Source organism: Kitasatospora sp. NPDC059973, from assembly GCF_042737525.1.
GTDB lineage: Bacteria > Actinomycetota > Actinomycetes > Streptomycetales > Streptomycetaceae > Kitasatospora.
The window spans coordinates 76,699-100,467 of the sequence record NZ_JBHWUI010000005.1 but is presented as its reverse complement, the minus strand read 5'-3'; the positions used below and the strand labels follow the sequence as shown (position 1 = coordinate 100,467).

At 72.0% G+C, this 23,769-nt stretch carries 25 protein-coding genes; 20 read left to right on the top strand and 5 right to left on the bottom strand.

Going from position 1 to position 23,769, the window contains the following annotated elements:
* The first annotated feature begins 375 nt into the window (after positions 1–375).
* Genes ACFWA9_RS02860 through ACFWA9_RS02850 form a run of 3 tightly spaced genes read left to right on the top strand, consistent with a single transcriptional unit; the run spans position 376 to position 3,295 of the window.
* Positions 376–837 (top strand): ImmA/IrrE family metallo-endopeptidase, encoded by a 462-nt coding sequence (locus tag ACFWA9_RS02860; RefSeq protein WP_380382567.1) that lies wholly within the window; start codon positions 376–378, stop codon positions 835–837.
* 20 nt (positions 838–857) lie between these two features.
* A complete protein-coding gene (locus tag ACFWA9_RS02855; RefSeq protein WP_380382565.1) occupies positions 858–2,099 on the top strand; it encodes an MAB_1171c family putative transporter in 1,242 nt (413 codons plus the stop codon).
* An 11-nt stretch (positions 2,100–2,110) separates the two neighbouring features.
* Entirely contained in the window at positions 2,111–3,295 is a 1,185-nt protein-coding gene (locus ACFWA9_RS02850) for a cytochrome P450 (RefSeq protein ID WP_380382563.1), read from the top strand.
* Positions 3,296–3,448: 153 nt separating this feature from the next.
* Here ACFWA9_RS02850 and ACFWA9_RS02845 read toward each other — a convergent pair whose 3' ends face one another.
* Entirely contained in the window at positions 3,449–4,318 is an 870-nt protein-coding gene (locus tag ACFWA9_RS02845) for a hypothetical protein (RefSeq protein WP_380382562.1), read from the bottom strand.
* A 562-nt stretch (positions 4,319–4,880) separates the two neighbouring features.
* Between ACFWA9_RS02845 and ACFWA9_RS02840 the strand changes: the two genes are divergently transcribed.
* Genes ACFWA9_RS02840 through ACFWA9_RS02825 form a run of 4 tightly spaced genes read left to right on the top strand, consistent with a single transcriptional unit; the run spans position 4,881 to position 8,965 of the window.
* Positions 4,881–6,116 carry a hypothetical protein gene (locus tag ACFWA9_RS02840; RefSeq protein ID WP_380382560.1) on the top strand — a complete coding sequence of 412 codons (1,236 nt, stop codon included), beginning with the start codon at positions 4,881–4,883 and terminating at the stop codon, positions 6,114–6,116.
* Between the two features lie 2 nt (positions 6,117–6,118).
* The gene (locus ACFWA9_RS02835; protein WP_380382558.1) at positions 6,119–6,871 is read left to right on the top strand and encodes a creatininase family protein; all 753 of its coding nucleotides are present in this window, start codon (positions 6,119–6,121) and stop codon (positions 6,869–6,871) included.
* Positions 6,872–6,891: 20 nt separating this feature from the next.
* Entirely contained in the window at positions 6,892–8,241 is a 1,350-nt protein-coding gene (locus ACFWA9_RS02830) for a hypothetical protein (RefSeq protein WP_380382556.1), read from the top strand.
* 4 nt (positions 8,242–8,245) lie between these two features.
* Complete coding sequence (locus tag ACFWA9_RS02825; RefSeq protein WP_380382554.1) at positions 8,246–8,965, top strand: 2'-5' RNA ligase family protein; 720 nt, start codon at positions 8,246–8,248, stop codon at positions 8,963–8,965.
* Positions 8,966–8,991: 26 nt separating this feature from the next.
* On the opposite strand, the gene ACFWA9_RS02820 is transcribed toward ACFWA9_RS02825, so the two are convergent.
* Together ACFWA9_RS02820 and ACFWA9_RS02815 are read right to left on the bottom strand one after the other, a co-directional pair.
* A complete protein-coding gene (locus tag ACFWA9_RS02820; protein ID WP_380382552.1) occupies positions 8,992–10,014 on the bottom strand; it encodes an aldo/keto reductase in 1,023 nt (340 codons plus the stop codon).
* Positions 10,014–10,502: an ATP-binding protein gene (locus ACFWA9_RS02815; RefSeq protein WP_380382550.1), complete on the bottom strand. Its 489-nt coding sequence runs from the start codon at positions 10,500–10,502 to the stop codon at positions 10,014–10,016. Before ACFWA9_RS02815 ends, ACFWA9_RS02820 begins: the two co-directional genes overlap by 1 nt.
* Positions 10,503–10,818: 316 nt before the next feature.
* On the opposite strand from ACFWA9_RS02815, the gene ACFWA9_RS02810 reads away from it, so the two are divergent.
* The 13 genes from ACFWA9_RS02810 (at position 10,819) to ACFWA9_RS02750 (ending at position 21,675) form a co-directional block, all read left to right on the top strand.
* Complete coding sequence (locus tag ACFWA9_RS02810) at positions 10,819–10,959, top strand: hypothetical protein (RefSeq protein WP_380382548.1); 141 nt, start codon at positions 10,819–10,821, stop codon at positions 10,957–10,959.
* The gene (locus tag ACFWA9_RS02805; RefSeq protein ID WP_380382547.1) at positions 10,953–12,326 is read left to right on the top strand and encodes an ATP-binding protein; all 1,374 of its coding nucleotides are present in this window, start codon (positions 10,953–10,955) and stop codon (positions 12,324–12,326) included. Before ACFWA9_RS02810 ends, ACFWA9_RS02805 begins: the two co-directional genes overlap by 7 nt.
* An 11-nt stretch (positions 12,327–12,337) precedes the next feature.
* Complete coding sequence (locus ACFWA9_RS02800) at positions 12,338–12,790, top strand: roadblock/LC7 domain-containing protein (RefSeq protein ID WP_380382545.1); 453 nt, start codon at positions 12,338–12,340, stop codon at positions 12,788–12,790.
* A gap of 1 nt (position 12,791) precedes the next feature.
* Complete coding sequence (locus ACFWA9_RS02795; RefSeq protein WP_380382543.1) at positions 12,792–13,178, top strand: DUF742 domain-containing protein; 387 nt, start codon at positions 12,792–12,794, stop codon at positions 13,176–13,178.
* A 25-nt stretch (positions 13,179–13,203) separates the two neighbouring features.
* On the top strand, positions 13,204–13,767 hold the full coding sequence (locus ACFWA9_RS02790; protein ID WP_380382541.1) for an ATP/GTP-binding protein: 564 nt from the start codon (positions 13,204–13,206) through the stop codon (positions 13,765–13,767).
* On the top strand, positions 13,764–14,288 hold the full coding sequence (locus ACFWA9_RS02785; protein ID WP_380382539.1) for a GAF domain-containing protein: 525 nt from the start codon (positions 13,764–13,766) through the stop codon (positions 14,286–14,288). Before ACFWA9_RS02790 ends, ACFWA9_RS02785 begins: the two co-directional genes overlap by 4 nt.
* A gap of 26 nt (positions 14,289–14,314) precedes the next feature.
* Positions 14,315–15,571 (top strand): acyl-CoA dehydrogenase family protein, encoded by a 1,257-nt coding sequence (locus ACFWA9_RS02780; protein ID WP_380382537.1) that lies wholly within the window; start codon positions 14,315–14,317, stop codon positions 15,569–15,571.
* A 242-nt stretch (positions 15,572–15,813) separates the two neighbouring features.
* The gene (locus ACFWA9_RS02775) at positions 15,814–16,008 is read left to right on the top strand and encodes a DUF5999 family protein (RefSeq protein ID WP_380382535.1); all 195 of its coding nucleotides are present in this window, start codon (positions 15,814–15,816) and stop codon (positions 16,006–16,008) included.
* Positions 16,005–16,979 carry an SAM-dependent methyltransferase gene (locus ACFWA9_RS02770; protein WP_380382533.1) on the top strand — a complete coding sequence of 325 codons (975 nt, stop codon included), beginning with the start codon at positions 16,005–16,007 and terminating at the stop codon, positions 16,977–16,979. The genes ACFWA9_RS02775 and ACFWA9_RS02770 overlap by 4 nt, the downstream gene beginning before the upstream one ends.
* Positions 16,976–17,782, top strand: a complete 807-nt coding sequence (locus tag ACFWA9_RS02765) for a hypothetical protein (protein WP_380382531.1) — start codon at positions 16,976–16,978, stop codon at positions 17,780–17,782. Before ACFWA9_RS02770 ends, ACFWA9_RS02765 begins: the two co-directional genes overlap by 4 nt.
* 74 nt (positions 17,783–17,856) lie before the next feature.
* On the top strand, positions 17,857–18,813 hold the full coding sequence (locus ACFWA9_RS02760) for a hypothetical protein (protein WP_380382529.1): 957 nt from the start codon (positions 17,857–17,859) through the stop codon (positions 18,811–18,813).
* Between the two features lie 101 nt (positions 18,814–18,914).
* Positions 18,915–20,270 (top strand): glutamate ligase domain-containing protein, encoded by a 1,356-nt coding sequence (locus tag ACFWA9_RS02755; RefSeq protein WP_380382527.1) that lies wholly within the window; start codon positions 18,915–18,917, stop codon positions 20,268–20,270.
* 85 nt (positions 20,271–20,355) lie between these two features.
* Positions 20,356–21,675, top strand: a complete 1,320-nt coding sequence (locus ACFWA9_RS02750) for a transcriptional regulator (RefSeq protein ID WP_380382525.1) — start codon at positions 20,356–20,358, stop codon at positions 21,673–21,675.
* A gap of 41 nt (positions 21,676–21,716) precedes the next feature.
* Here the strand turns inward: ACFWA9_RS02750 and ACFWA9_RS02745 are convergent, their stop codons facing one another.
* Positions 21,717–22,307 (bottom strand): nitroreductase family protein, encoded by a 591-nt coding sequence (locus ACFWA9_RS02745; RefSeq protein WP_380382523.1) that lies wholly within the window; start codon positions 22,305–22,307, stop codon positions 21,717–21,719.
* Entirely contained in the window at positions 22,304–23,623 is a 1,320-nt protein-coding gene (locus ACFWA9_RS02740) for a cation:proton antiporter (protein WP_380382521.1), read from the bottom strand. The genes ACFWA9_RS02745 and ACFWA9_RS02740 overlap by 4 nt, the downstream gene beginning before the upstream one ends.
* Between the last annotated feature and the right edge of the window lie 146 nt (positions 23,624–23,769).

Sequence of the window (23,769 nt, the reverse complement as noted above, 5' to 3'; positions counted from 1 at the left end):
CGCGGGGGAATCCGCCAAAGACGAGAAAGAGTGACGCATGTCACCTTATCTTTGACATGTTCCCGCAGTTATTACTTTCGGTAGTGAACCAACTGGATGCCACCTGTGAGCCCCCTATGAGCTGCGGGAGTCTTCGCAGGTCAGGTACGTCAGGCTGCGACGCTGCGTGACGATCCGGACCCGTACCGCCCAGTATCCGGACATCGGGGACCAATAAGGCTTAGTTGATCTTTATCTCCTGTGCTTAACATCCTCCTACCGCCGTGACGCCGGGTCGCGATATTCGACGCGCATCCCAAGGCACCAAAATCCATGATCATTTCTTGGGAGGGGATCGTGCATGCCAAATCACTGCGCACCGCCTGCGAGGATCGCTTGCGCAAATTGGAGCTGCCGCACCGCTTCACCGAAACCGAGCTGATCGAGGCAGTCTCCGCCCACGTCGGCCGGCGCATCGAGTGCGAGCCCAAGGCGATGCAGGAGAGCGACGGCTGCGGGCTGCGCCAGCGCTACGACGACCGCGAGGTCATCTTCTACGAGCAGAACGCGTCGCTGCTGCTGCGCCTGCAGATCATCGCCCACGAGCTGGGCCACATCCTGTGCGACCACGCCGGCACAGTGAACCGGGCCAACTTCAAGACGGACGAAGAACTCGCGGCCGAGATCGACTGGACGGGCTCGCTCGGCATCTCGGCGCGGACCTCCTACGACACCCCCGAGGAGCAGGAGGCCGAACACCTCGGCTCGCTGCTCGTCTCGCGGATGCTCCGCGAGCGCAGGACGCCCTCACCCCGACCCACCGCCGCCTCCGAGCGGTGGGCGGCCATGTACACCTAAGACGAGAGAACAGCGCCACCGTGATCACCATCGTCACCTTCGGCCTGCCCGCCCTGCTCCTCGCGGCTGCTGCCTATTGGATGCGTCCCCGCCCCGCGGACACGCCCAGACCCTCCAACGCCGCCTCGACCGCTGTACTGCTCGTCGCCTGGGCCGTCGCGATCACCGGGTTCAACCCCGCGGTCCAGGACGCCGCCGACCTGCTCACCCGGGACCTGGCCAAGCTCGTCAGCAACGTGCTCATGCTCGGCGCCAGCCTCGCCGTCGTCGGCTTCCTCTTCGCCCTCAACTACGATCCCGAGCCCGCTCGCGCCAAACTGCGGCCCCGTCTGCGGCTGCTCGCCCTGGCCGTCACGGCGATGGGCGTCGCGTTCTTCGCCACCCCCGCCGACCGGCGCTGGAGCAGCCCCTTCACCAACACCCACTGGGGCCAGGCACCGGCCACGCTCACGCTCTACACCATCGCCTACGTCGCCTTCATGGGCCACGCCACCTACGACGCCCTCACCCAGACCTGGCGGCGCAGCACCGAGACCGACTGGCGAGTCCACAAGATCGGGCTCAAGGCCGTCACCGGCGGGTGCTTCTTCGTCCTGCTCTACCTGCTCTACAAGGTCGTCAACGCCGCCGCCAGCCTCGCGCACGTCGAGCTGTTCCCCGGCGGTCCGCGGTGTACCTCCCTGGTGACCCCGTACCGCTGCGCCTTCTCCTTCACCGCCCCGCTCAGCGGCGTCCTGCTGATCACCGCCGGACTCACCGTGCCCGCGATGCTGTGGCCGCTGGCCAAGCGCAGGCTCACCGCCTGGCAGCGGCAGACCGCCCAGATCATGGCTCCCCTGTGGCAGGACATCACCTCAGTGGACCCCGACGTCGTGCTGAACACGCTCGGCGGCGGCGCGGAGCCCGACCTCGTCCTGCACCGCCGCACCGTCGAGATCGCCGACGGCATCCTCAGCCTTGAGGGGCACCGCTCCCGCGCGGTGCAAGAGGCCGCCGGGGAAGCGGTGTCCGCCGCCGGCCTCACCGGCATCGAGGCGGAGGCCGTGGTCGAAGCGACCATCGTCGCGGGTGCCATCCAGGCAGCCCGCTGGAGCGCCCGCGCCCAGCGCGACCCGGCGCCTCTGGCCGACAACGGCTCCGCCCGCGAGGCGGATCTGGAGAAGGAGGCTGTCTGGCTACGGTTGGTGGCCGAGCAGTACACCGGAAGCGAGATCGTCCACCGCATCGCCGCAGCGCACCAGCCCCCCGCTCACGCGGCATAGGAGCGAGCACCATGGCCAACCCCTTCTCCGACCCCGCCTTCTACCGCGACCGCTACCCCGTCTACGCCGCGCTGAGGCAGCGGTGCCCCGTCGCGCAGGTGTCCATGGGCGGCAGCTCCGGGACCACCGCCGTGGTCACCGGCTACGACCAGGCCAGAGCCGCGCTCGCCGACCCGGCACTGTCGAAGGACACCGTCGCGTTCTTCGCCGACCGGCCCTCCGGACGCGCGCTGCACCCCGCGCTGGCCAGCACCATGCTCAACAGCGACCCGCCCGACCACACGCGGCTGCGCCGCCTGGTCACCCGGGCGTTCACCCCGGCCCGCGTCCAGCAGCTGCGGCCAGCGGTGCGCGCCCTGGCCGAGGAGCTGGTCGACGGCTGGTCCCCCGGCGACCGGGTGGACCTGATGGAGGGGCTGGCCGTGCCGCTGCCGGTCACCGTGATCTGCCAGCTCCTCGGTGTCCCCGACGCCGACCGCGCAAGCGTCCACCGCTGGTCCTCGGACCTGCTCGCCACCGGCGACCACGAGCGGATCGACTCCGCCTCCCATGCCCTTGCCGACTACATGTCCGCCTTGGCCGCGGCCAAGCGCGAGAAGCCCGACGAGGCTCTGCTGTCTGCCCTGGTCGCCGTCCGCGACGAGGATGGCGACCGGCTCAGCGAGCTTGAGCTGGTCTCCCTCGCGGTGCTGCTCCTGGTCGCCGGGCACGAGACGACCACCGCGGCGATCGGCAACAGCGTCCTGGCCCTGCTGCAGCACCCCGAGCAGCTCGCGCTGCTGCGCGCCGACCACGGCCGAGTCCCCGGCGCGGTCGACGAGCTGCTGCGCTACGACTCCCCGGTGAGCATCGCGACCTGGCGGTGGGCGCCGAAGGCCACCCGGCTCGGCGAGACGGAGGTGCCGGCGGGCAGCCCGGTCTTCGTCAGCCCCGGCGCCGCCAACCGCGACCCGGCCCGCTTCACCGACCCGGACCGCCTCGACCTCGACCGGCCCGACGCCCGGTCGCACCTGGCCTTCGGCCATGGCATCCACCGGTGCCTCGGCGCTCCCCTGGCCCAGGTCGAGGTCGAGACCGTCCTGCTCCTGCTGCTGGAGCGCTTCCCCGGCCTGCAACTGGCAGAGCCTGCTGAGCAGTTGCTCTGGCGGCACTCCCGGCTGGTCCGCGGGCTGGAGGCGCTGCCCGTTCAGCTGTAGCCGACGGTGGTGCTGCCTGCAGAACCGGGCAGCACCACCCACCGGCAGGCCCCGTCCGTGCTCCATGGCGGCCCACACCGGGCCGGCAGCCGCCCGCACGCGGCCATCCGGTCCACCAGGGCCACCCCGCTGGTCACCGGCTCACAGCGGGCCTCACCGCCGTGAACTCGCCATCGCCGCACGCACCTTCGCGATGCCGCGCGCGGTCGCCTCGACTCCGCGATCCGCCGCGCCGTCCGCACGCCCCGCTCCTCGGCAGGCCCCGCACAGGCCCGGCTCAGGCAGCGGGTCGCGGCACTGCTCGCACTCCGCCAGCCGCCGCTGCGGCGCGACCGTCCGCTCGGCGGGCTTCTTCCGCTCCAGCCGCGACCGCAGTACCGCCACCGGGGAGTGCACCACCTCGGGAAGCCCGGTCAGCAGCGCCTGCCGTAGCTCGTCCTGCGAGGCCCCGCGCTCCATCCACTGCCGGACCAGCGGGGCGAGCGCCGCCGCCTCCGCCACGCCCAGCGGCAGCCTCCGTTCCGGACGAACAGCTCTCAGCAGCGCGTTCACCGCCGCGAGCGTCTCCTCGTCCAGGTCCTCCGGGTGCACCGCAGGCGCCGCCCGGCGGGGCCGAGGTATCAGTTCGGGAGCAGGCTCCTCCCGCCCTCCCTCCTCGTCGGCCGGGGCCGCCTCGGCGAGCGGCTCCGTCTCCTCGTCGCTAGGGGGGGAGGGTACTTTGACCAGGTCCTTTGGAAGGACGCCACGATCACCGCAGTCCGGTTCACCGGAGCCCGGCGCAGTGGCACCCGGCAGCATCCCGGTCTGCGGGCGGTCGAAGACGTGCGCCTCCGAGCGCATCCGGCCGTTCGGCAGGCGGACCACCTCCACCCGGTAGTACCCCCAGGCCCGCAGCTCGTCCAGCGCCGCCGCCAGGGTTTTGCGGCCCTGCGGGCTGGAGTCCGCCATCTGCCGGCACGTCTCGCGCCAGTCGTCGGGTCGGGACAGGAGGTCCACCAGCAGCCCGCGGGCGGTGTAGCTCATGGCACGGTTCTGCGCCAAGGCGTTCGGGATGATCACGAAACTGGACGGGTGAGCGCTGCGGTGGATGCGCAGGGAGAGCCTCCTCGACACCGCGGCCGGGCCAATCCCAGCCGAGGGACGACGGACCATAGCCAGGAAGCCGCTGCAAGTGAAGCCCACACCGAGCGACCTTGATCACATCACTCGTTGGACCTCAAGCCGACAGCGGCGCGGCGGAACACCGAGTCGTGTGAGATGAGCAGTTCGCCCTAATCCGTTTGACCATTGGCCCGGTGTGCTCGAACTGCTTGCAGGTACACGCGGACAGGCGGCATTCTGGCCAAGTCACCATGCGTACTGTCGCGGCAACCTGACGGTGAGGTTGAGGCCCGCGGTCGAGGCGCCGGACCGCGACCAGCCGAAGGGACCTCGGTGAGCATCCTCTTCTTAGGGGTACGAAAGCTTCGGCAGGGCTGTCCGGGGTCCTTGCGGTTGCCTACGCGGTCGCCGGGAGCAGCTGGCCAGCATCGTCACCCGGCCAGCACTCGGTGCACTTCCGTTCGATGGCGCCGGAGGTGAACGGGTGAACGAGTTCCGTCGCCGCGTAAAGGCGAAGCGCTGGACCTACGAGGCATTCGCCTTACATTTCGGCCGCGCGGCCGTCGAGACAGCCGAGCTGAAGCAGGATCACCGAATCGCCGCCGTGTCCGTCTCGCACCGCACTTTCACGCGCTGGATGGCCGGTGACATGAAGGGGCTTCCGAACCCCGAGACGTGCCTGGTGCTGGAGCACCTTCTCGAACTCCCGGCGGAGGATCTCTTCCGGGTCAGCCCGCAACCTCTCGCGTTCGCTCCCCCCGCCCCGTCGGCCGAGATGGCAGCGGAGACCCCGGACCCTGCGGAGGCTCGGTTCGTTGATCCGGCCCTTGTTCCGCATTGGACGGGGATGCTGCAGATCCTGGCAACGACTCACAACGCCCTCGGCCCCAGCCAGCTCCACCAGTCCGCGGTCCGCGAGATGTCGGTGATCCGCCAGTTCCGGAAGCAGACCAGCGGCCGACTCGCCGTAGCCCTCCTCGCGGTGGAGTCGCGCTGGTCCGAGTTCGCGAGCTGGACAGCCGAGAACACGCCGAACGGCCCGGACGCCGGGTTCTGGCTCGACCGCTCGCTGCAGCTGGCCCAGGATGCGGAGGACACCCAGCTGGTCTCCTACGTCAGGATGCGGCAGGCGCAGCGCGCCGTCGAACGGCACGAGGTCGCGGACGCGCTCTCCCTCGCTGGCCAGGCGTGGCAGTCCGCCGGCGACAACCCCCGCGACCGCGCACTGTGTGCGGTCCGTCAGGCGCAGGCCCACGCCCTCGCAGGCGACGGACGGGGAAGCCGTTCGGCAATCGCTGAGGCGACGAAGCTGGTCGACCTCGCCGACATGACCGAGGGCCTGGACGATCCGTCGACCATCGGCCGGCACTGCGTCTCGGCCTACGTCCAGGCGCACGAGGCCAGTTGCCAGATGCTGCTGGGCGAGTACGCGCTGGCCGCGTCGGCCCTGGAGCAGGTACTGGGCGCCTGGCCGGCGGCCTTTCGGCAGGACGAGCTCCTCTCCCAGGTCTGGTTGGCCGTCAGCTACTTCAAGACCGGTCGGCTGGCCGAGGCCGGGTCGCTGGGGAGCGAGGTGCTGTCCGCCAACGCCGCGGTCGGCTCCAGCCGCGTCCACCGCGGCCTGCGCCAGCTCGCCCTGCTGGCCGGGCGGGCCGATCAGCAGCAGCCGGAACTGCGGACGTTCCGGTCCTCACTCGCTCTCATCCCTCCCAGAATGTGACCATGAACTTCCCTCTCCCTACGTCCACCACCACCGATGAGCGGAGCCGCGCGGCCAAGGTCGCGGTGCTCCCCGTCGGCAGCTTCGAGCAGCACGGCAGCCACCTCCCGCTGTCCACCGACACGCTCATGGCCTCCGGCATCAGCGAGGCCCTGGCGCGCGCGTACGACCTGCTGTTGCTCCCTCCGATCACCATCGCCTGCTCCCACGAGCACGCCGGGTGGCCAGGAACCGTCAGCATCCGCTCCCAGACGCTCAACCTGGTGATCTCCGACATCGCCGCCTCGCTCCAGGAGTCCGGCGTCGAGCAGTTGGTGGTGGTCAACGGCCACGGTGGCAACTACGTGTTGGCCAACGTCGTCCAGGAAGCGAACACCGGGCCCGCGCCGCGCATGGCGCTCTTCCCCCGGCGGGAGGACTGGGAGCACGCCCGGGCCGTCGCCGAGCTGGCCAGTACCGGGCACGAGGACATGCACGCCGGCGAGATCGAGACCTCCGTCCTGCTGTACCTGTGGCCCGAGGTCGTCCGCGATGGCTACCAGCAGGCCGACCACGTGGCCGAGCGGCCCCATCTGCTGGTCCGCGGCCTTGGGGCGTATACGCCCACGGGCGTCGTCGGGCGTCCCTCGCTCGGCACGCCGGAGAAAGGCAAGGCGGTGCTCGAGGCTCTGACCGCCAGCTTCGCCGAGACGCTCCAGGTGTTGCAGGGTGACGGCGCGTCCGGTCCCGTCCGCAGCGAGCCGGGCAACGACTGAAGAAGGGGTGGTGGGCAGCGGTGGGAGAACTCGTTCCCCGACTGAAGGTCCTGGCCCAGGAGATGGGTTGGGATACCTTCGAGCAGTTCAATCTGCAGTTCGCCCACTTCGCGCGCGTCGCGGCGGAGCAAACGGGTGAACGGAGGCTGGCGAGCGTGCTCGTCAGCCGGCGCAGCTACACCCGGTGGATGACCGTCGGCCTGAAGGGCACGCCCACCACTCGGCCGGGGATCGTCCTGTCCTACATGTTCAGGATGTCCGTCGACCGGCTCTTCGAGTTCGTCGACCCTGATACCCTCAGCGGCCCGCTTTCCGCGATTGCGCCGGCCGCCGCGACGGTGCTCCCTCCCGTGCTCGATCTGGACGACCCTCTGGCCGTCCTGGAGCGGGCCCGGCGCCTGACCACCTCCAATGTGGACACCTCACTCGTGTACATGGCGAGGACCACGATCCTCAGCATCGTGGAGCGGTACGAGGCGCTGGGGCCGCAGCAGCTCGCAGGCGAGGCGAAGTTGCTGCGCACGATGCTCCACACCCTGCTCGACGGCCAGCAGCCCCCGGCTCGGCGCGCCGAGCTGTTCCGGCTCACCAGCCAGACGGCGGGCCTGCTGGGCTACATGGCCGTCAACGCCGCGCGTCCGGACGCGGCACACGCCTACTGCGAGGAAGCGCTGCTTCTCGCGGAGGCGATCGGCGACGTCGAGCTGCAGATGTGGGCCCGGGGAACCCAGTCGCTGGGCCTGTACTACCAGGGGCGGTACCGCGAGGCGGACGAGGCGGCTGCGGCCGGGGTCGCCCTGGCCCCGGACCACCCACAGGCGATCCGGTTGCTGGCCAACGGGCGCGCCCGGGCCTTGGCCCGGATGCAACGCCGCTCGGAGACCGAGCGTGCGATCGGGCAGGCCCTGGCCCTGACGGAGGCCCAGCCGGTCCCCGGAGGGCTGACGGCGTGCATCTCCTTCGAGGCGTACTCGCCCGCCCGGACCGTGGCCAACGTCGTCACCGCGTACCTCTCTCTCGGGGCCGCGCCGCAGGTGCTGCGCTACGCCGAGGAGATCGACCCGCTGATCGAGGAGTCCGACTCCGGGTGGAGCCGGGCACTGGTGGGACTGGACGTCGCCACGGCACTGCTGCGGCAGGAGCGCCCCGAGGTCGAGCACGCCATGCACCTGGGGCGCACCGCCCTGCGGTCCGGGACGGCACCGCCGATCACCTCGGTCCTGCAGCGCGGGGTGGAGCTGTACCGGGAGGCCGACCGGTGGCGCGCCGAGCCTGCGGTAGGGGACTATGCCGAGGAACTGCGGGCGTGGCGGGCTCGGCCGGCGGCGCTGCCGCTCGCCGCTGCCGGGAGTCCGCCGGACGAGTCGTGAACGGATGGGTGAGCACGCGTTGTCTCTGCTGGCGGCCGACAGCCGGTCCTTCCCCCCGGACCCGCCCGGCGATCTCGACGACGCCGCGGCTATCGTCCGCGCTGACCAGTATGCGTTCGACGCGGTCGGGCGCATGGGCGACCACTGGGCCCGGCCGGGCTGGTCGGACCGCACCCGGCGGCTCTACTGGATGCTGACCTTCGACGGGGAACGGGCGCTAACCGACCGCGCGGCCCAGTGCCAGCACGCGCTCGCGGACCTCGGCCTCGACCAGGTCCCGCCCGATGGGCTGCACGTGACCGTCCTGCGGATCGGCGACGCCTCCGCGGTGGCCCCCGCGACCGTCGACGCCCTGGCCGAGAAGGTCGCCGGGCTCGCCCTCCCCCGCCTGCCGCTCCTGGCCCATCCCCTGGCTGGCTCACGGGGTGCCGTCCGCTTCTCGGTGACTCCGTGGACGGGCCTGGTCGCCCTCCACGCCGCACTCGCCCAGGCCGGCCGGAAGCTCGGAGTGCCGGGCGGCAGCAGCACCGCCCGGTTCAGGCCCCATCTCGGCATCGCCTACAACCCCGTGGAACGCGACGCCTGGCCCGTCGTCGAAGCGGTCGGCTCGCTCCGGTTCCTCGCCCCGGTGGCCGTCACCGCCCGGGCGGTCGACCTGGTGGAGCTGCGCCGCGACCAGTCTGCCTACCGGTGGACCGTCCGCCGCCGGGTGCCGCTGGTGTAGCCGACGAGCTGCCCCGCCGCTTGAAGTCACACGGGCGTGCCCACGGCAGCTTTCTGCGTCTCAGCCGGCAGTTCGGAGCGCAGACGTGCGTAGATGCCCGCTATGAGGTCAAGGTCCTCCGCGCTCAAGGCCAGGTCGAGGCTGTCGAAATTCGTGGCGACGTGGTCGGGGGTGCCGAAGCCCGCCAGGACCGCGGTGTGCTGGCCCCGGCTCAGGCAGTAGCGCAGCGCGGCCATGGCCAGCAGGCCCGGCCGGTCCCCCAGGCGCTGGCGCAGCGGGTCCATCAGCCGGTGGAGGACCTCGCCTCGCTTCCGTCCGGGCACCGTCGACGATGCCCGGTCGGGTCGGCCGGTAAGGAAGCCGCCTGCTAAGGGGGCGGTGATCAGAACGCCGACGTCATGACGTGCTGCGAAGGCGAACAGGTCCTCGTCCTCGTCGAGGTCGATCAGCGGAGTGAGCGCGTTGAAGTCGGCGAGGACCACGTCCGGTTTGATCAGCCGGAAGAGCTGCAGGAACCGGCCTATGTTCTCCAGGATCTGGTCACCGGCCAGCTCGGCGCGGGGCCCGCGTAGGCCGATGGCCCCGATGTAGCCGAGCTGGTGAAGGGTTCGCATCTGTTCGATCGCGGGGCCCAGGTACCGGTCGTTGTCGCCGAAGTCGAAGGTCGGCAGTACGTAGAGGTCGATGTGGTCGACGCCGAGATTGTCCATGCTCTGCTCGAGTTGGTGCTTCAGATGCGGGCCGGCGTAGGGGTGCGGCGCTGAGCCACGATGCCCGATCTTGCTGCTGACCTGCAGATTCAGGCCCTGGCGGCGGGACTCTTGCAGGACTTTGCCGAGAAGGCGTTCGGCGTGGCCGTCGCCGTAGGTGTCAGCAGTGTCGAAGAGCGTCGCTCCTCGCTCGACCGCTCTGCGCATGCCGTCCATCCACTGCTTGTCGGTGGTCCCCTCACGGCCGCAGGGCTCCTCGCCGATGGCCCGGCAGCCGACCCCCAGCGGATGGACCGTCAAATGGGAGGCGAGCAGCCGGGGCGTCACCTGCAGGCTCATCAGGATGCGGCTCCCAGCGAGAAGACGGCCACCACGGTTGCGCCGCAGGAGCCCGGCGAGGATGCCGTCTCTACGCCCCATCCTGCGGCGTAGGCGTCGACCAGGAAGAGGCCGCGGCCACCTTCCGCCAGCTGTAGCGCATCCACGCGCTGCTCCTCCGCGTCGGACTCGGCCGACAGGTTGTCCGTGATCTTTTCGATGCTGCCGCACAGGTCTTCGACCACCACGGCAGCTCCCCGCTCGTAGAGCCTGAGGATGAGCCCCACCGACCCGCCGCCGTGGGTGTCGGCGTTGGTGACGAGCTCGTCCGTGACCAGCACGACGTCGTCGACGAGCTCGGGCATCCGCCGGCCGAGGGCCGACCGCACGGCCTTGCGTGCCACCGCGGGTGGCCGATCCGCGTCCGCGAAGCGGATCTCGCGGGAGTCAAGCAGGTCCCCGAGCTTGTGCTCATTGACCAGGCCGGGGACGTCTTTGGTGGGGGGCATCGTCGCCTCCTCGCGCTGTGGTGCTCCCTGCGGCACGGGCCTTGTTGCGGCCCAAGCCCACGGTGGCGCACCGCGGGGCGGCACCACTAGGCCGCGAGGTGGCCACCTGGTGGCCACCTCGCACTTCGGCAGGTGCGCGCCCAGGGGTGACAAACCGTCATGAATGACGCATCCAACAGGGCGCCGTCGGGGTGCCCGCTGGCGAGGTGGCCACCAGGTGGCCACTCCGCGGCCTAGTGGTGCCGCCGATTCACGGCAACGGTTGTGACACCGCTGCCGCCCAGGGCGTCCCCCGACCCTCGGCGGCAGCGGATCCATGACCGAGTTCCTTCAATCACTGGGACTGCCCACGATGCTGATAGACGAAGTTCTCGGCGCGCTGGCCGCCGTGGCCGCGGCATCGCGCACCGCCGTCCGCTCCACGCCGACGCCGGTCTGGTGGGCCGGCCGATGCTGATCACCGGGATCGCAGCCGCTGCGCCGTCCGCCGCTGCCATCGGCGCCGCAATCCTGTGGCGGCGTGAACGCGCGGCGCATCGCCGCGCCCGCGCCCAGGCCGCCGCGCAGGCCGAGTCAATGCACACCCGTGAGGCCGCGGCGCAGCGACTCGCTGAAGGGTGGCTGCCGGCGCTGGTGCGCGGGTGGAGCGAACCGTTCGATCCGACGCCGGATGACGTGCTGGTCGGCACTGCCTTCGCGGCTGCGCTGGACGCAATCGTCGCCAGCGCCCGGGCACTGGCTCGGGGGCGTGCTGAAGAGCAGCAGAAAGCCGCAGGGTGGTACGACCGGGCGGCTTCCGCGACGCGCCAGCTCAGGGAGCTCGAAGAGGCTCAGCGCAGCCAGGCGGTCGCCGACCAGCTGCCCGCGTGGACGGAGGCACTGCTGCTGCTGGCCAGGCGGGCGCATCCGCTGGTGGACCAGGCGGTGGTGGGTCTGAGCGAGGCGGAGCGGGGGGTGGAGGATCCCGAGCTGCTGGATCTGCTGTTCGGCGTCGACCACCGCGCGGTGCTGCTGCGTCGCCTGATCGAGAACGCGGCGCTGCTCGCCGGGCAGGTCCCGCGCGGACTGGCGCGCAGCACCGCACTAGCCACCGTGCTGCGCACCGGATCTGCGGAGATCCATGCGTTCCGGCAGGTCCAGCACGTGCCGCCGAGCCAGGAGCTGTACTTGCCCGGCCATGTCGCCTGGGCGCTGACGCGGATCGTGGCGGAGCTGTCGGACAACGCGACCCGCTTCTCGCCGCCCGGGTCACGGGCCGTGGTCAATGCCGCGATGGTGCCCGAGGGCGTGCTGGTGACCGTTCAGGACCGCGGTCTGTCCCTGCCGGGTGCGCACCTGGAGTGGTTGAACGGAGTCCTGGCCTGGCCGGAGGGTCCGTCGGCGATCCAGCAGCTGCGCTCAGGACAGCTCGGTCTGCTGGTCAGCGCGCGGCTGGCGCGCAGCCACGGGCTCACCATCTCGCTGGAGGCCGCTGCGCCGGGCGTGCGGGCCTCGGTCTTCGTCCCCGGCCGGTACCTGACCACGGAGGCGCCGCCGGCACTGCCTGATGCTGATTATCTGCCCACTGCCGCGGTGGGACCGCAGGTCCAGCCGTACGTGGCCAGCGCGGTGCAACCGGCGCCGGGCCGCACCAGTTCCGGGGCACCGCCCCTGCCGCGGCGTGTGCGGCCGAGCGTGCCGCTGGCGACGGCGAGGCCGGAACGCGTCCCGGCCGCCCAGGAGACCCAGCCGCCCTCGGCTTCGACGGCGCTGGCGGCCAGCTGGCTCGCCGGCACCCGGCAGGCGGATCTGCTGACCACCACCACCGAGCCTTCTCAGAGTTGATGGAGAAACCTATGACCGAGACCGAGTTCACCCCCGAGACCCTGGGCTGGCTGCTGGTCAACTTCGTCGGCACGACCGCCGGCGTCGAGGACGCCGTCTTCGCCAGCCTGGACGGGCTGTCGCTGGCCTGCACGTTGACCGACGAAGCGGACCGCGCGCGCTGGGCGGCGCTGACGACCAGCGCCTTCCACACCACGAGTCGGCTCGGGGACCTTCGTGGGATCGCCGCACCCGGACGGCAGTGCGTCGCCGAGCTGGGCGACGGCAGCCTGGTGATGATCATGTCTGCCGGGGAGGGGCTGCCGCCCTGGAAGGTCTCCGCCGAGACCGCCAACGTGACCGGCTGCGTCCTGGGCGTGGCGACGGGCAGCGGCGCCGACCCCGGGGTCGTGGCCTACGCCGCGCGGCAGTTCGTGAACAGCATCGCCCCGCACCTGGTCGTTCCCGCGCGGGTGACGGGCTGACATGGTCGCCAGCAGCACCGAGCCGTGGCGGCGGGACGACGAAGGCGTCATCCCCGCGTATGCCCTCACCGGCGGCCGGACCGCCCCGCGGCACCGGATGCGCCTGGAGACCCTCATCGGCCGGGGGCCCGCCCCCGACGACCAACTGGCCCACTGCGCGCCCGCCGAGCGCCAGCTCCTGGAACTGTGCAGCTCCACACCGCTGCCGGTGGTCGAGGTCGTGGGCAGGCTGCGGCTGCCGGTCCTGGTAGCGCAGGTGCTCATCTCGGACCTCATCGACTCCGGCGGCCTGTCGGTCGTCGCCTCGCTGGACGCTGCGCGCCCCGGAGTACAGATGTTGGAGGCCACCCTTGCCGGGCTACGACGCAAGTTCCCCCAGGCCGGCTGAGGCCACGGTCACGGTCCTGAAGATCGTGGTCACCGGCGGGTTCGGCGTGGGCAAGACCACCATGGTCGGCTCGGTCAGCGAGATCGAGCCGCTGACCACCGAGGTGCCGCTGACCTACGCCAGCTCGGAGATCGACAGCCTGGCGGGCGTGGAAGGCAAGACGACCACGACTGTCGGCATGGACTTCGGCAAGGTTTGCTTCGACGACGGCGGAGCCCGGTTCGAGCTGTACCTGTTCGGGACGCCGGGTCAGGAGCGGTTCTGGTTCAGCTGGGACGACCTGGTCCTCGGCGCCGCCGGCGCCGTGGTGCTCGCCGACACGAGGAAGCTGGCCGATGCCTTCCCTGCGCTGGACTACTTCGAGCGCCGGCAGATCCCCTTCGTCGTGGGCGTGAACCGCTTCGCCGACTCCCTCCACACCTACACCGCCGAGGAAGTGCGGCAGGCGATGGAACTGCCGGACGCCGTGCCCGTCGTCCTCTTCGACGCACGCGACGCCACCTCCTCCGCCCACGTCCTGATCACGCTGATCGCCACCGCGCTGGACGCCGCCCGATCCCGCCTTGCCTCCAGAGGAGCGCCGCTGTGACTTTCTCCGAGCTGCCGGTCGAGCCGGCACTAACCAGGGAGCAGAGCGCGCGCATCCGCCGGATCAACGCCCTGGACCTGCTGCAGATGCAGGGCCTGGACGACGTCGCCGGGCGGATCGCCGCCGCGCTCGACCAGCCGTACGCCATGGTCAACGTGATCACCAACGTCCAGGCGTTCGTCGGCCTCTACAGCGCGCCCGGCATGCCGCCGGTCGGCCGCACGATGCGCGTAGACCACGGCTACTGCCCGGCGCTGCTCGACCGCGATGCCGCGCTCGTGCTGCCTGATGTGCAGGCGTGGGCCCGATTCTCCAGCAACCCCGTGGTCGACCAGGTCGGAATCCGGACGTACGTCGGCGCTCCGCTGCCCGACCCCGACACGGGCATCGTCCTCGGCACCGTCTGTGCTGTCGGCACCCAGGCCCTCCCCCTGTCCACCGGCCGCCACTCCCTGGCCGTGATCAAGACCTTTCAGGCGGAGGTCACCGAGCTGATCACCGTCCGCGCCCGCAGCTACTGACCCCGGCACACCGAAGGAGCACGCAGGTGACCACCGAACTTCACGAGCAACTGCGCCGCGCGGTACGGGACTTCGCCACCCAGGAGGTGGCCCCCCGGGTCGCGGCGATGGAGCGCGACCAGGCCGTGGACCGTGGACTCGCCTCGCTGATCGCCAACCAGGGCTGGATCGGCGTCACCATCGACCCCCGGTGGGGCGGCATGGGCGCAGGCCACGAAGCCAAGACGATCATCGTGGAGGAGCTGTCCCGGGTCAGCGCCGCCGCAGGCGCGGTCGCCCAGGCTTCTCAGCTCGGCGTCGCCAAGATCGCCCTGTTCGGCAGCGAGGAGCAGCAGCGGATCTGGCTGCCAACGATCGCCGACGGGAGCGTGCTGCCCACGATCGCGGTCACCGAGACAGGGTCCGGCGGCCACGTCCTGGGCATGCGGTCCACCGCCCGGCGCAGCGGCGGCTCCTACGTGCTGAACGGGAAGAAGTGCTTCGTCGGCAACTCCCACGTGGGCGGGCTCCACGGCGTCGTGGTCCGCACCGGTCCGGGCTCCCGGGGCCTGACCGCGTTCCTGGTAGAAGCGGATCGGCCCGGGGTGGCGCTGGAACCGCACGAGCCGCGACTGGGCCTGCACGGCTTCAGCTTCGGCAGCATCAGGTTCGACAACGTCAAGGTGCCAGCCTCGGCGGTCGTCGGCGAGGTCGGCGGCGGGCTCGCCGTCGCGTACTCCTCCAGCATCCTGTACGGGCGCGTGAACCTGGCGGCGGTTGCGTTGGGGTTGCACCGCGCGGTTGTGGAGCGGGTGGTGAGCGAGGCCCAGAACCGGGTGCGCTACAGCAGACCGCTGGGCGACCTACCCGTCGTCCAGCACAAGATCGGCAAGATGCAGGCCCGGCTGGCGGCGGCGAGCGCGCTGGTCTACCAGGCGGCCTCGATGTTGGACCGCGGGCAGCCCTGCGACAGCGCGCTGATCGCCTCCAAGCACGAGGGCGTGGCGCTGCTGCTGGACTCCGTGCGCCAGGGGATGGAGATCCACGCGGCCGACGCGCTCTACTCCGGCAGCGCGATGGCGCGGCTGATGCGGGACAGCTGGTGCGTCGAACCGCCGGCCGGGACCGGGGACGTGCAGGCGCATCGCCTGGCCGAGGGGCTCCTTCACCCGGGACGCTACCCCGATTGGTCCGAGCGGTTCGCCGGCAAACTCGCGGCCCGCGGGGCCTGGGCCGCCCCCGCATCCACCCCCGCGCCCGCCGAGCCGCTGGTGCTGGCAGCCGCCGACGGAGCACCGCGGTGAAGCGTGGGCGGCGACCCGCACCGCGCGGCTGCTGCGACACGGCACCGTCATCGCGGTCCCGCAGTGGCACGTGCTCAGCGGCCGGGACGTGCACTGGGCCGTCCCGCCCGGGCGCGGCACCACCGACCCCGGCGACCTGCGCGAGGCCCTGGCCGGGCGACAGTCGCAGCCCCACCGGCCGCTTGCATCGCCCACGAAGCGGCGCTCGAAGCCGTAGACCGACGTCAGAATCGAGACCCTCCATGTGTCAGCACAACCCCGACTGCCCGGCGGCGGACGACCCGGCCTGTCAGGCCGCCGTCGTGGTCGCCCCCCATCCCGACCAGGGCTGGAGCCTGTTGTGTAACGGCGTGGTGCTTTTCGAGGACACCGGCGCCCTGCTGCCCGACGGCAGCAGCATCGCCCCGCAGCACCTGAGCAGCCCGGTGACGGCATGAGGGCCGGCCTGGCGCGCCGCGGCACCGGCCGGACCACCGCGTACCGCCCGAGCGGCACCCCCGTGGCGACGCACGACGGGCCGCCGCTGCCCTGGAGCCTGGCCGGCCGCGACCAGGCAGCCGCCGACGAGGATGATCCGTGCGCCGGACTCGGACACGACCGGGCCAGGTGGGCCCGACTGCAGAGCAGCCTGCTGGGCGGCGGCGACCACCTCGCGCCGGACCGGGCTCTGGCCGAGCAACTCATGGCCGTCGACCCGCTCACCGTTGCCATGGCGCGGTCGAGCCGGGCGTTCGCCGCCGCGAGCGCCGCCGACTTCGCCCGGCAGGGAATCGACCAGTACCTGGTCCTGGGATGCGGCTACCCCATGCCAGCCTCCACCCCGGTCCACGACGTCGTCCTCGCCCACCAGCCAGCGGCCCGGATCGTGTACTCCGACGCCGACGTGAGCGTGATGGCCCACGCCCGGGCGCTGCTCACCGCTCCGGCGCCCGCCGCCATCCGCTACCTGCACGTCGACCTGACCGTGCCGGACTCTCTCGCATCCTCGCTGCGGAGTCTGTCCGTCCTGGACCTGGACCGGCCGGTCGCGCTGATCCTTGCGGACGTGCTGCAGCAACTCACCGACGAGCAGGCGCACCAGGCCGTCGCGCTGCTGCACGGCCTCGTCAGCGTAGGCAGCGTCCTGACGGTCAGCCACCAGACGCTCGACCGCGCCAACGTCCCGATCGGCCGGGAACTGGAGCTCACCTACCGCAGCGCCGGAATCGCCTACTACCCCCGGACCGGCGCGAGCCTCGCGTCGCTGCTGAGTGACTGGCAGCTCCAGAGAACCGGAATCACCGAGCTCGACCTCCTCTCGCACGCGGAGGTCGGACGGGCCACCCCGCACGGTGCTTCCTCGTACGGAGCGACTGCCCGCAAGGGTGTCCCAGTCACCTCGGTGCCGACGGGCTGGGGGCCCCAGTGAGCACTCCGTCCCTGCTCGACCCGGATGCACCCGCAGACGGCCTGCTGCTGCAGTGTCCTGACCCGGTGCGGTTCCAGGGCAAGCCAGTCCCGCTGATCCTGGCCTGGACAGGGGAGGCACCGCCCGCACCAACCCCGCCCCGCGATACGGACGTCCGCTCGATCGACGGCGTCCGGTGGGAGTCGTGGACCGGCACGTCGCAGGGCGCGCCGCTGTGGACGGTGCACCACCCCTCACGGCAACTGGACCTGATGGACTCCCGGACCCGCTGCCTGGTCGGAGGAGGCCCCGCCCACCGGACGCGCGACGGACTGCTCTGGCTCCTGCCAGCCGATCCCACCGGCCCGGACCCGCGCACCACGGCCAGCAAGGCCATCCGGACCGTGAACCCGGCGCTCTGCCTCCGCCACGCCCACCAGGCACAACGGCACTGCCGCCGCCTCGCTGTCGGGTGCCTGGTGCTGCTGGTGCCGGAGGTCGAGATCGTCGCGGTCCGCGGCACCGTGCACCGTCCGGGTGCCGATCCGTGCTGGGAAGAGCTCGACCTCGACCACCCCGATCTCGAGTTCATGGTCGGCCAGCAGCTGGTCGCCGAGCTGCGCGACCCCATCGTCCTGGACGCACTGCCGCCGCTCGCCCCGCGCGACAACTCCGGCGATGAGGCGCGGCCCAGCGCACTGCCCTCTTCTCTGGCCTGGCACCTGAACCCGGCCTCGGACCAACACGCCAACTGCACAGTCCGCGCCCCGGCTCTCACCGGCCAGCAGCAGCCCCACGAACTCGCCCTCGCCCCCGAGGTGTAACGGGTCCGACCACACGCCAGTCCCGTTGCACCTCGGCCTGCACCGCCCTGGTCCACTTCCGAAGGAGCTTTACGATGACGTCCGGCTCGGCCACCCTCCAACCGCCCGTCGGCGGCGATGCCGTCCTGGAGCATGTGGGCTGGAACATCCAGCACGGCCTGAACCTCGGACCCGCGCTGGACCTGCTCGAACAGCGGGCCCAAGCCAACGCCCGGCGGCCCGCCCTGCTGACGCTGCAGGAGCTGCGCCCGGAGCAGGGCGACCAGGTCGCCGAGCGGCTCGGCCTGGTCCAGGTCGCCGCGCCGCCCAACGTCCGCCCCGGCTCGGGGAACGTGCTCTTCTACGACCCCGATCTCTTCACACCGGACCCGAGCTGGACGCAGTATCCGAGCGGCATCCGGCACAACCCCGGCGTCGCGCTGCTGCGGATGATCCACCCTGACACCAAGAAGACCAGCTTCCGGTCGATGTTCGCCGCCAGCTGCCACGCCAGCTACAGCGACCCCATCTTGAGGGAGGGCCAGGCACGCTTCTTCAGCGAGCTGGCCAAGCACGAGCGTCTCCTGATCGTGCAGGGCGACTGGAACGCCTGGCCGACGTGGGCCTGCCCGATCACCCTTGACCGCGTCACCGACCGTGCGTACGCCCAGAACCGATCCGTGCTGACCGGCGACGGCGCCTTCCGCCCGGACGACAACGCCGACCGGCTGCTGACGTACAACGGACTGGTCGACGCGGGCCGGTACGCGGCCACCGAACTCCGGCAGCCGGGCGCGGACCGGGCCACCACCGGCCACGGGCCGAACAAGGCGGCCCAGGTCGTCCCGCCCGGCGATCTTCCCCAGGGGGGCGCCGGGCCGATCGACCGGACGTACGTCTCGGCGGAGCTCGCCCCGGCCCTGCTCGGCGCCAAGATCCTCACCGGCCCCGGGATCGACGACATCTCCGACCACCTCCCCCAGGTCACCCGCTGGTCACTGGCCCAGCTCTGGAAGGTGGTGGACCGGCAGATCGTCCCCGTTAGGCACTGACCGTCCGGGCCTCGGGGCCTCCCCCTGCCCCAGGGCCCGCACGCCGGACTTCCCGCCGGCCCCGCTGCCGTTCCACTCCCGCCTTCGACCTTGGACCGTCCATGACCACGATGTCCCCACCACCTTCCGGCTTCCATCGCGGACACCTTCCCGGGCTGCTTGAGCGTCCGCACCTAGACACCGTCGAGCCGGGGCTGTCCGGCCTGGCCCAGTACCTGACCCAGGCCGGGAGCCGACTGACCGCGCCGTCCGGCACCATCGAGGCGCTGGGCCTGCCGCGCAGCGCGGTCCGGACCACCGAGCAGCCCGCCGTCGACCGCACCTGCGTGATCGGTCCCCCGGCAGCCCGCGACCAGCTGCGGGCAGCATCGGCAACCTCGTTGGACCTGCCCGCGCTGACCAGCAGCGAAGCGGTGGCGCTGTTGGTGGACGCGACCGCCCGCAGCATCGTGGTGGCTGGCACCTACGGCACCGCGCTCCCCGCCGCTCTGACCGTCAGCGCCCTTGCCCACCTCAACCCGGCGTGGGTAGTGGAGCAGCCGCCCGCCGGCCGGGCGGCGGGGCACTCCAGCGGCGGGGACTTGCTGGTCGCCGTCCTGCCGTCACCGTCCGCGGACGCGGCGCAGTGCGCTCCGACGGTGCTCCTGGTCACCGGGGTGGCCCGGACCGGCGCGGACAGCGCCGAGATGAACCAGGCCCTCACCGGGTTGATGCCGCTCGCGCTCCGTTCAAAGGCCGTCGTCGTCGAGCACGCGGACCTCGGCGCGCGGCTGCTCGCCGAGCGGCTGACTGCGGCCGGGCACCGGCGAGTCGTCACAGTGGGCAGCAACAGCTCTTGCGGAGTCCGGGTCGTGCAGGCCCTGTGGATCGGGGTCTCCCGCGTGGCGGTCAGCACCGGCGGCGAGGTCCACCAGTTCACCCTGGCCACACCGGGTCGGCACAGCGCGCTGGCCGCAGCCGCGGCGTTCGCCGCTAGCCTGGAGATCGGAGCGCAGCCCCAGGACGTCGCCTCCGGCTTCACCGCATTCCCCGGCGTACCCGGATTCCTCACCTCCAGCACAATGCACGAGATGCCGCAGGCCATCACGGTGCTGACCTCCCTGGCCCGGTGCCCCGAGGAGATCGCCGACGACCTCGACGCCGCCCACGAGCTCACCGACGGCAAGGTCGTGCTCCTCGGCGACCTGAGCGCCTACCGCCCGGACCAGGCCGAAGCCCTCGCCCGCGCGCTCGCCGAGGCCAGCCACGTCGTCCTGCTGGCCGCCCCCGACGACAGGCACGACGATGCGCGGACCATCGCTGCGGTCCTCGATGCCGGCCTGACCCGCGAGAGCGTCACCGTCCTGCGCCACGGCCCGTGCGAACCGGCACTGCCCGCCGTCCTGGCCGACCTCGCCACCGCCGGCGACATCGTGCTGCTCCTCGCGCCGCTCCCGGCATACCTGGAGGCCCAGTGAACGCGCCCCGAGTCCAGAGCCGGCTGCTCGACCTCGTCCTCGGCCGGCACCTGAACCACTTACTGGAGACCCCGGAGGTAGCCGCATGAGCGGGACGGCGTCGACGCGCGGCGCCTCGAAGAGAAACCTGGACCTTGAACGGATCGTGCTGGACGAGCTCAAGTGGTCGATGTCGGGGTTCGCTCAGAGGATCCGCGAGCGCTGCGCGGCCACCGGCCATCCCCGGTCCGTGAGCACGAGCACCGTGTCGCGATGGTGCGCTGGCGCGCACCCAGGGCCGGAACTGGCCGCCGCAGCGTGCTACGTGCTAACTCAGGCGTGCAAACGCCAGGTGAGCCCCGAGAGTCTGGGATGGCCGTCCGAGGACACGGACGTTGCTGAGCAGGCGCTCCAGTACGGGGACCTTAGCCACGCGGTGCAGATGCTGGGACGCCTATGGCAGATGGACGCCATGCCCAGGAGCGCGGCAGTGCATGGGATGCCGTTCGCCGCAGCCCCCTCTGCGGTTGAGGCGCTGGTGATGTTGCCCGACGCGGAGATCGCCGGGCTCGGGCAGCGGCGGGTGACCGCGGCGGACATCGAGTTACTGGATGCGCACACTGACCTGTACGGCAGGACGGACGCCCGGCACGGAGGCGGGCAGTTCCGTTCCGTGTTCGCCGCCTTCCTCGCCGCCCACGCCGTTCCACTACTCGAAGGCCGGTTCAACACCGGGCGCGGCCGACTGCTGTACGGCAGCGTCGCCGACGCAGTCCTCGCACTGGCGAGCATGGCCTACGACGACCAACTGCCGGGTCTGGCACAGCGCTACGACTTGCAGGCGATGCGGCTGGCGCAGGCGATCGGGGATCGCGGCCGGCTTGCCCGTGGCTGCATCCACCAGGCGCGGCTGGCGGCGGTGCGGGGCGACGGCCGGGAGGTACTGACCCACGCCCGCAGCGCGGTGGTCGCGGCCACCGGCGCGCCCGCGCTCGTGCGGGCCTACGTCTCGGTGACGGAGGCGAGGGCCTGGGCCTACAACGGTGACGGCGCGCAGTGCCGGGCGGCGGTGGAGCGAGCGCGTGCCGCGTTCGACCGGGCCGGGCGCGGGGCGGACCCGAGGTGGCTGGCGTGGCTGGACCGCCCGGAGCTGGAGGGGCAGGCCGCGTGGGCGCTGGCGATGGCCGGGCTGGCCGAGGAGGGCGGGCAGGCGCTGAAAGTGGCGATGGGTCTGTCGCCGGAGCGCACACGGGACAGCGTGGAGCTGCTGATCACCGGTGCCGAGCTGGCCCGGCTGCGCGGCGACCGAGCGGAGCGGGAGGAGTTGCTGGCGAAAGCGAAGACGACGGCGCAGCACCTCAAGAGCCGGCGCCTGGCGCGGCGCCTGGCCGACGCCGCTACGGGCGGCCCGCTCCACGACTTCTGACAGCCCGGCCGGGTCGGGCAGTTCGGTGACCAGGAAGCCGGTCAGGCCGTGGTGCCGCCGAGCCAGCTGAGCTTGGCGCCGATGTCGGCCGTTGCGCGGGGCGGGGGCGCCTCCCCGGGGACGGGGGTGCCGACGTACAGGTAGCCGAGCAGCTGCTCGTCGCCGCTGATGCCGAGGTGCTTGCGGACCTGCGGCGCGTCCGGGTACGGGCCGCCGAACCAGACCCCGCCCCAGCCGCGCGCGTCCAGGAGCAGCAGCAGGGTGGTGGCCATCGCGGACGTCGCGGCCAGTTGCTCCCAGCGCGGGATGGTCGGGTGGTCGCGGGGCTGGAAGACGAGGCCGAGCATCAGTGGCGCTCGCAGGTGCTTGGCGGCGATCCGCTCCGCCAGGTCGGCGGTGGGCGCGGCCTCGGCGGCGGCTTCGCCGAGCCGGACGCGGGCGTCGCCGCAGATCGCGATCACGCGCCACGGGCGCAGCTGCCCGTGGTCGGGCGCGGTGGCTGCGGCCGCCAGCAGGTCAAGGAGTTCGTCCGGGCCCGGGGCGGGCCCGGTGAGGCGGATGGTGCTGCGCCGGGTGCGGATCGCCGTCTCGGCGTGGCCCGCGGCGGGCCGGGTGTCGGGGGCGGTGGTCATCGGGTTGCTCCCGGGGTGCCGGTCTGTGCGGTGACCGGCTCGGCGACGGAGGCCGGGGTAGTGAGGTCAGGGGCGCCTCGGGTGAGGCGGTCGAGCAGGGGCGCGGTGGCGGCGGTGGTCACGACGGCCATGAGGACCATGATCGTGAACAGGTTCGGGGTGATGACGCCGAGTTGGAGGCCGATGCCGAGGACCACGATCTCGGTGATCCCGCGGCAGTTCATCAGGGTGCCCATCAGCGCCGACCACCGCCAGTCGCAGCCGGCGAGCCGGGCTGCCCCGGCGGCGCCGACCCACTTGCCGGTCACGGCGACGGCCAGGACGAGCGCGGCCCAGCCCCACTGGCCGGCCGGGAGGTGGGCGAGGTCGGTGTGCAGGCCGGTGTCGACGAAGAACAGCGGGAGCAGCACCGGGACGAAGACAGCCTGGAGGCGGGCGGCGCTGCGCTCGACGGCCGGAAGGCCGCGCGGCACCGTCGCGCCGAACAGGAACGCCCCGAAGGCGGGGTGGACGCCGATCCGGTCGGTGGCGCACGCCGCCAGGAGCAGCCCGGCGGCCAGCAGCACCGTCACCAGGTCCTCCGAGGTGCGGGCGGCGCGCTCCAGCGCCTGCTTCACGAGGGGGCGGGCCGCGGCCAATGCGGCGGTGAGGGCGGCGGTCAGGGCGAGGGCGGTGAGGGCGTCCAGCGGGGATCCGGCGGTGGCCAGGGCGGTGACGGCGATGAGCAGGCACCAGGCGAGGGCGTCGTCGGTGGCGGCGCACGCGAGCGCGAAGGCGCCCAGGCGGGTGGTGGCCAGGCCCCGGTCGGTGAGGATCCGGGCAAGGACGGGGAACGCGGTGATGGACAGCGCGGTGGCGACGAACAGGACGAACGGCAGCCGCTGCACGCCGGGCGGTGCGAGGGCCGGGTACATCATGACGGCGAGGCCGGCGCCGAGGCCGAGGGGCAGCAGGATGCTGCCGGCGGCGACGGAGGCCACGGCGCGGCGGGTGGTCCGCAGGGAGTGGAAGTCGAGTTCGAGGCCGACGAGGAAGAGGAACGCGAGCAGGGCGACGTTGCCGAGCACCGAGGTGTAGGGCAGGACGGTGGGCGGCAGCAGGGTGTGCTGGACGCTGGGTGCGAGCCAGCCGAGAAGGGAGGGGCCGAGGAGGATGCCGACGGCCATCTCGCCGATGACGGGCGGCTGCCCGATCCGGCGGGCGGCCCAGCCGCCGGCCTGGCAGGCCAGCACCACGGTCGGGACGGCGACGAGGACGAGCGAGAGCGGACTGGACAACGGCGGTCTCCGGGCGATGGTCGGCGTGGGTGCGGGCATGCGTGGGAGGCTCGGCGGCCCGCTGCTGCGGGCGCGCCGGGCCGCGGCGAGGGGATCGGGATCGGGATCGGGGCGGCCCGGTGCTCGACGGCGGTGGCACCGATGCCGGCGGCCCAGCAGCAGTGCCGTGGCACGCGACGGCTCGG